Source organism: Ochrobactrum sp. Q0168, assembly GCF_016427605.1.
Taxonomy (GTDB): Bacteria; Pseudomonadota; Alphaproteobacteria; order Rhizobiales; family Rhizobiaceae; genus Brucella.
In genome coordinates this window covers 822,376-830,031 of the sequence record NZ_JAELXQ010000002.1, presented here as the reverse complement: position 1 = coordinate 830,031, position 7,656 = coordinate 822,376, and the positions used below count along the sequence as shown (strand labels likewise).

The window sequence follows — 7,656 nt, the reverse complement described above, 5'->3', positions numbered from 1 at the left end:
AAACAGACTACCGAAGGAGCGGCCGCGCGGGAAAAGAGCATACGAAGCGCAAGGATCATGATGAGAAGGCCGCACGCAAACAGAACGACGGGCATCTATATATTGAACACCGCGACGCCCCACTGCCCCACCCGAAGCCCGCCCGGCAGGCTGGAGAATGTGTAGAGGGAGGGCGCCCCGCCCCCCCCGCCCCCATAAATGGCAGCACCCCCAGCCCCGCCGTTACCCGTGCCTACCCCACCATATTTGGTTCCAGGGGTCGTGGGGCTGGTCCCCCCCTTGCCCCCCGCCCCGCCAATGATCTGAGCTTGGTTATTCGTCGTTATGCCGGGAACCTTCATCCAGATGCCAAGACCGCCGCCGCCGCCGCTGCCACCAAACCCTGGGCCACCATCGCTAGTCTGGTTCTGACCGAAAGCCATACCACCGTTCCCGCCATCACCGCCCTTACCACCGGTAATGAGCGCCTGGTTTCCGATCGTAACGACGCCGCCACCAGTCACGATCAAGGCATAACCACCGGCACCGCCGCCGCCACCGCTGCCGGCGACCAACGTTCCGTCATCCGTCACATCGGTACCATTATCGCCATTTAGCCCTGCACCACCTGTAAGATGGCTACTATAGGTCTGACCACCTTGGCCGTTCGCTTCGTCATGCGCTCCGCCCGCACCACCGGCACCACCCGCCATGACATGTTGGTTCCCTTGGTACCCCTGCCCGCCCGGCATGCTGCCTGCGCCACCGCCGCCGCCGCCCGTGCCCGGGATACCAGGCTTTGTTTGCTGAGTCCCATCACTTCCAGGATCGCCCGGTCCACCACCCGCGCCTGGCATCGAATCGACATTCTGGTCCCCTCCCCCATTCCCGCCGACCGTTTGCGCATAAGCAGTCGTGGTCGGCAACAATAGCAATGAGCTTGACAGGGCCAACGTCGACAGCGCAACGATCGAACGAAGCATTCCGCTAATAACTAAATTAGATGAATTACTCTTCAAATTCATAATAGTAGCTCTATACATTACAGACCTCGAATAAATATAATTTTTCTTTTTCTCTCACATATGTATAAAAAATCAATAAAAAAATATAATTTTCGATATCTAGTAAGTTAGTGATAAATATTATTAGTTTCCTCTGAATTAAATTTTAGATCATATCGAAATACCTTACTTCCTTGAGTATCTGGTATCGATAGATCCAATTTATATATAGAAATGGCGTTATCTTTCATTCGTCCACGTCCTGATGAACAGAGCACATCCTGGAGATACAGGCGGTCAGTCCAGGCGTGTCAAATGTCCGACCACAGCGGCGCCGCCGCGCACCAGCGCGCAACTGGTAACTTCAACAAATAATATGCCGCTCCCGCCAGTTGTTGGACGCCCGATATACCCTCATCCTTGCTGAGTATTGTAACCAATAAGGAACTTACAATGGTAACCCCAACACCTACGATTACTGTCAAACCGATATCCAAAAATTTCGTGGAACCAGCTGCTGATCCTCACGCCGTCCCGGCGAAAGGCCCGAATTCTATCGACATAGAACTAGAAACGAAATCGGGTGGAACGGCGGCATCTTTATGGGTCATCGTCGCCATGCCGGAACAAGATTGCTTTGTTGTAGCTGACGATGGCAATACCGTGGATTGGGCGGATACTACGAACTACAAGGGCTTCAGGATGAAATCTGATCCACAAGGCTCTTTAAAGTTTTCGTTCTTTGGTCGGAGCGAAGCCATTATCGAGCTCCATATTTACCCCGAGGGCTACCCCGATGCCCAGCCCACTGGCTTGCCGGACTATATCGGATTTATGTCTAAGGCACCCAGTACGGAAACTTTGGGAGAACTTTGGGTCGATACGAACGAATCTGGTGCCATTCCGGTTTCAAACTAGTCAGATCACATTACTGTTGCTGCGTCGTCATCTATTTATTCGGACTATGAGAAATACCCTCGAGCATTGGGGGCCCTTATGGTCAACGGGACGGCTTTTTACGTTTTGCCGATGCAAGAGGTCATAAAGGGAGGCTTTCAGGTTAAAAAAACAGACCTGCGTTTTGGCGTCGGCAACCCAAATACATTCAGAATGATGACCTATCACGACATCGTGGCTGCGAATAGTTTCTCTCTCAAAGTTGTTGCTGTAGAAGTCATAGGCCCATACAATCCGCCAGAAAATCCCCTGTATCGAACTCTACCTGAAATCGCCACTCTGGACCACAACGCGCGCCAGATAACCGCTGCGATCGATACGGATCTCTGGATCGTCCCCCCGGAAACAATGACGGCCCCCTGGAAGGTAGGTAGCACGGTTCGTTTTGAACTATATATTAATGCCTTCCAGCCGAACACTTTCGGCCCTGTCCCCAAAACAGATAAACTCGTTGCTGAAACGAGAGCGCTCGCGGCTGGAGACTTCAATAACAAAAAAACCCCCATTGTGGCCACGATTTCCGGGGACAAGCTGCAAGACTTTTGTGCGTATGGGGACCAAGTGGGAACATTTCAACTCGACTATTGGCTGATGGACGGTGCGGCACAGGTCGCCCAGCCCATATCGGTATTCAAGGGCCAGATAAACACGGGCTCCCCGACGCCTAAGAAAAAGTAAGCGCATTGTAACATTGCGCTTTCCAGCGAGAGGCCTGCCGCGGAACAGCGGGGCGGGCTATAGCAACAGCTATCCGCAAGTCGAGAACCACACCTGCTCTTGTGCCACAGTTCTATCAGCTTCCGGCACGCGCCCTTGGGTTATGCTGTTCATATAAAAGAGAATCCAATCGGATTGAATTGGATTTCTCTGTGCGAAGTGGCCAACTGCAGCACAGGGAGTGTCATTGACGTCAAGGCGCACAGACGCAGCCCAATTCTGGAAAAAGCCAAAACACATACTGCACCCATTGAATTGTCAGCTCGGCTGGAGCTGGCAAGTTTTTCCGTTTGTTCAAAATCAGGAGATCAGGATGAGACAGTTCATTCTCACTGAAAACAACAATAATCTGCATTGCATGGCCAGCACACCGGCGAATGGTTTTGCTTTTCCGGCGAATGAATTTGTCGATCTAGCCATCACCTATAAGGACCGCTTTCACACGCCACTTGCGGGAAAGAGTCTCGTTTGGCAATTGGTGGAGGGCGAAGCCACACTAAGCCGGCAGACAACGACGACCGACCGCGACGGCAATGGAACCAATTCCATCCAGGTCGCGCTTTCCGATCCATACGCAAACGCGACCATCCGTCTGGCTGTGTGGCCAGAGGACGAGCCGGATTCAAAGCTCGAATTCGAATGTCTGTTTGGTGCGCCGAGAGCTGCTCCGCCTTTAAGCGATAAGAACATACTGCAAATAATCTATCCCCGAGACGATAAGAATAACCAGGACCCGGTGAGCCTTACAGATTTATGGGAAGACGTGATGATCGTCGGTCTCTACGCAACGGGCTCCGGAGAACAGTTGCCGGACGATACGATAGATATCTTGTTCCGTGGTACCAATTCTTATTCCGATCAATTACCCGCCAAGATGTATGGCGTTTACGCAGCTCACCAACGTTTTGTAGAAGCTTGGAAGACGATGTACGATGTCGTTTTGACGGCGGATGGCACCTCCTCCTTATCAAATTGTTACTTCGACGACGGAATACCGATAGTTAATCGGGTAATGAATTTCTGGCCACCGGCCGGTTCCGTATTAGAGCCCGGTTATACTTACCCCTTGAGGGCAATTTGCGTGGACCAGTACGGAAGCGTTGGAGTGAATCTGAAATCTCATATCGCCTGGTCTGTAAAAGACGCTTCGCCCGGCATCCAGATACAGATCGATCCCAAAGATAACCCAATGAACGACGTTCAGATTGCAGTTTCCACGATCACATGCACCCATGCTTCGTTTGGAGCGGATGGAACGTTCACTCTGAAAGTCAGCTTGCAAGACGCGGAGGAAGGTGTCGACCTGAAATTCGACTACCCGACTTTCAAGGTCGGTGGACCACGTTTCACTTCTGTCAAACCACAGCCGGATGACACTATTTACGAAGCCTCAAAGGGCTGTCCCTTCGAGGTGATTGTTAAAGACGCCAACGGTGGCGCCCCCAGCGGTAGATTTGATATCGCTTGGGAAGCCTCTATGCAGGGGGGCGGCAAGGCCTATTTTCAACCGACCCCAACAAGCCTGAATATTAACGGTTTGGCGGGAAGTACTGTATTCTTCTTAGACGTACCCCAGGGCAAAGTGCAGAATTTCGATGTCACCATCACGCCCTCTGTCGGCGCGCCTTATACGGGTACGTACAAGGTGACCGCGAATGAGATCACTCAAGTTTCGCCAGTAAGTGACGACCCTTTACCGGTCGGAACACCGACAGCTGTACAAGTTTCCCTGAGCGATTATGGTGGTAATCTATTGGGGAATCAGAAGTTAATTGTCGCTCAAAACAACGAAATCACTGTGAGCGATTTTAATCCCGAAACAAATGGTGACGGCATCGCAACGATTTGGGTCACTTCCACCGTCCCGCGCACCACGTTCTTGTCGATTTCCGAGGCTGCTAATTGCGTTCCGACAACCATCCAACTTAATTTCTGCGAAAAGCAAAACAACATAACAATCAATCCTCCGACGACTGATATCCGATACGATTCCAGGGTGGCGTTAATCGCAACATATGTCGATGGCAGTGGCCTATCGGTCCCAGCCTTCCCCTTGGACATTGATTTCAAGTTGCTGGACGGCACACCTGTACCTCACCTAGCGTATCCGATGACAGTCAACACAGATCCTTACGGCAAATCCGCCTTCTGGTTCTACTATTCGACCGATTTGGGTTACCCCACATCGCTTGTCTCGATGATCGCGACCGTTAGCACACCAGAAGGTTCAGCTCCTCCTAAGTCCATACGTTTGGATTTTGTCGGTGGGAGCATTCACAATAGCATGACACTCATCCAGCCGACGCAGGGAGCGCCGTGGCCTGTCGGCACACCGATCGAAATCATCGTGCGCCTGACCAACGATGAGAACACACCACTATCGCACTACAGCCTCAAGTGGAATTTGCCAGCAGGTGTTTCTCCCTCCAATGAGCAGGATAAAACCGGCCCAGATGGTCAAGCCTCAGTCATGGTCACCGCACTTTCAGCCGGATTACTCAACTTTACCGTCGATGTACCGGATGCCAATATTATCGGTTATCCTTTTTCGATAAACTTCGGCGGTAAAGACATCTACGACGGGCAGTTGGTCAGCAACAAGATCTATGCACACAACCCTCCCGGTGCCACTTTGCCCGTCCATGATCCCGCAAAGGTGCCGCCGGTCGATCCGAGCGACGACAGCCAGGTCGTAACGTTTACATACACATACACCAAAAATGGTGTGCCTCAGCCTGGCGAATGGATTCGTTGGAAGACTCAGCCGATGTCAACATCTTTGAAGTTTTTCAAGGAAGACAACGCGCCTACAGACGTTCGTCCTGGTACTCTTAGCACTGACATTTTCACACAAACCGATCCACACGGCCGAGCCGTTCTGAAGGTCGGCGGCGTTAGCGCGTTTGTGGGCTCGATGGGCGCTTTTCCTGATATCAATGCATCAATCGGTACCGAGACATCAAACTTCATTATCAATACATTCGACGAAAGCGGGTTCGAAGACAATCTTGGTTATGTCACCTACACCCCTCCAACACTTGACATTTCTGAAGATTATTCGATCGATCGTCCCAATTTCAAATTATACGTCCCGGAAATGAGCCCGGAGCATAAGAATGATCGCGTCGTATTCTGGATTAAAAGTGGAATCACAAACCCGTCCCCCAGAGAGGTTGTCAAGCTAGTCGACATGCAGGCGGCTATTTCCGGTGTCGAGTTTCCATTTAACGACATTGTGCCTGACACTGATATGGGTCACTCCAATAAATTTTCCTTTATGCTCGTGCGTGTTGACGGCCAAGGCTATCGATCAGTCTTTGTCGTTCCCCCGGTAACGGGCGAGGTGCGGTCGAACCAGCCTCTTCCTGATCCGGCTCGATCTTTGAAAGCTCCACACCTCTTGCATGATACGCTGACCGTTCGTCCCGGAGACATCGCGAATGGTTTGGAAGTTTTTGTGGATTTCGATCCCATACATTGGAAGAAAGGAAAAATTATAAATCTTATAGTGTACCTCAATCATAAAGACGGGAGTTTTGGTGAGAATATTCAATTAAGCAAAACTGTAACACAAGCGGATTGCGACTATCAAAGAGACGTCTCATTCAATTTGACGTACCAGCAGTTAAATGGATATGAAGAAGGAAGTACTATGCAAGCAGACTATTATATCGATGATAATTGGTCTAATATACTAGAAACTGCTGAGTTCAACACATTAGATCCCTTCCAGGTTTAACCGACATGACTAAATTCATGGCTCCTCGCATATGGCGACACGAAGCCAAATTGATTTGCGGGGCTGGCCGCGAATTCTTTTGATTAACAGAGTCCTGCATTAGGCCGAAAAGACAAAAACGCTCAAGCATCACACCTGGTGCTTGAGCGCATCAATTTCGAATTATCTAGAAGATCGAATGATACTTAAGTAACGCGTGGATATCATTTTTTACAGATTAAAAATAACTTCCGAATTATTTAACGACTTTGTCTAATATCTGAATGGCCCAGAAGGGGCGTACAATATATTAAGCTATGCGATACTCGTTGGATTGGTTAATGCCCCATTACATCTAAGAAATTGAGTTATAACTAATTTAGTTTAATGATAAATATAATCAGAAAATAAAATTTAAATTGTTCGAAAAAATATTAAAAACTTGTAAAAGTATCAGTAATATGGTGGTATTGAATGAGTAAAGATAAATACAAACTTTACTAAAGTTCACATATGAGCATAACAAAAACATTCTTATTGGGTGTCTGCAATGAAATGGGAACAAATTTATGAATCAATGCAATCCGCTGATGACGCTGGGCAGCTCTTGGAGCACATAGACAGCTTTGCCAGACAGCGCGGGTTCGCACATGTGTCCTATGTCATGCGCGTTCCATTGCTCAACGGCATTGTGAAGTGGCTTAGCTTCGGCTCACTACCGCAAGAATGGACAGATCACTATGCGTCCAAGAAATACGCGGAAGAAGACCCGCTTGTTCGTAAGGCATTGAATAGCATAGAGCCAGTGGTATGGTCGGCGAAGCTGTTTGCGGATGCGCCTCAAATCTGGACGGATGCACAGAGTTTTGGCTTCAAGGTTGGCATTTCGCAGCCTTGCTGGGCCGCACAAGGCGTATTCGGCATGCTGTCTTTTATTAGAAGTGAGCCGCCCCTATCTTCGGGCGAAATAGCCACCTTACGCCGCCAGATGCAGATTTCGGCCAATCTGCTCCATCTGTCGATGTATGAACATCTTGATGTCCCGACCATGAACTGCGTTTCTGAAGTCAACTTGACTGCGCGCGAACGTGAAATCCTGCACTGGGCTAGTGAAGGTAAAACGTCTGAAATCATCGGCGCAATACTCAACATCTCAACTCGTACCGTTAATTTCCATATTAGCAACGTGCTAACAAAGCTTGTTGCCGTGAACAAGGTTCAGGCCGTCGCCAAAGCCCGCACCTTTGGGCTTCTCTAATCTTATTTCATCTCCTCAGTGCT

General features: G+C 49.7%; 5 protein-coding genes. 4 read left to right on the top strand and 1 reads right to left on the bottom strand.

Annotated elements, in window-relative coordinates; translation table 11 throughout:
* Positions 1-95 precede the first annotated feature (95 nt).
* Positions 96-692 carry a hypothetical protein gene (locus JAU75_RS24230; RefSeq protein ID WP_210339217.1) on the bottom strand — a complete coding sequence of 199 codons (597 nt, stop codon included), beginning with the start codon at positions 690-692 and terminating at the stop codon, positions 96-98.
* 744 nt (positions 693-1,436) lie between these two features.
* Between JAU75_RS24230 and JAU75_RS08150 the strand changes: the two genes are divergently transcribed.
* From JAU75_RS08150 to JAU75_RS08135, 4 genes are all read left to right on the top strand, one after another.
* Positions 1,437-1,901, top strand: coding sequence for a hypothetical protein (locus tag JAU75_RS08150; RefSeq protein ID WP_199055996.1), 465 nt, complete (start codon positions 1,437-1,439; stop codon positions 1,899-1,901).
* 78 nt (positions 1,902-1,979) lie between these two features.
* Complete coding sequence (locus JAU75_RS08145; RefSeq protein WP_199055995.1) at positions 1,980-2,618, top strand: hypothetical protein; 639 nt, start codon at positions 1,980-1,982, stop codon at positions 2,616-2,618.
* Between the two features lie 352 nt (positions 2,619-2,970).
* Complete coding sequence (locus JAU75_RS08140) at positions 2,971-6,396, top strand: hypothetical protein (RefSeq protein WP_199055994.1); 3,426 nt, start codon at positions 2,971-2,973, stop codon at positions 6,394-6,396.
* A 529-nt stretch (positions 6,397-6,925) separates the two neighbouring features.
* A complete protein-coding gene (locus JAU75_RS08135; RefSeq protein ID WP_199055993.1) occupies positions 6,926-7,633 on the top strand; it encodes a LuxR family transcriptional regulator in 708 nt (235 codons plus the stop codon).
* Positions 7,634-7,656: the final 23 nt, after the last annotated feature.

Coding starts and splice junctions, on each gene's coding strand:
- JAU75_RS08135 (WP_199055993.1), top strand. CDS start 6,926: ATGAAATGGGAACAAATTTATGAATCAATGCAATCCGCTGATGACGCT.
- JAU75_RS08150 (WP_199055996.1), top strand. CDS start 1,437: ATGGTAACCCCAACACCTACGATTACTGTCAAACCGATATCCAAAAAT.
- JAU75_RS08140 (WP_199055994.1), top strand. CDS start 2,971: ATGAGACAGTTCATTCTCACTGAAAACAACAATAATCTGCATTGCATG.
- JAU75_RS08145 (WP_199055995.1), top strand. CDS start 1,980: ATGGTCAACGGGACGGCTTTTTACGTTTTGCCGATGCAAGAGGTCATA.
- JAU75_RS24230 (WP_210339217.1), bottom strand. CDS start 692: ATGGCGGGTGGTGCCGGTGGTGCGGGCGGAGCGCATGACGAAGCGAAC.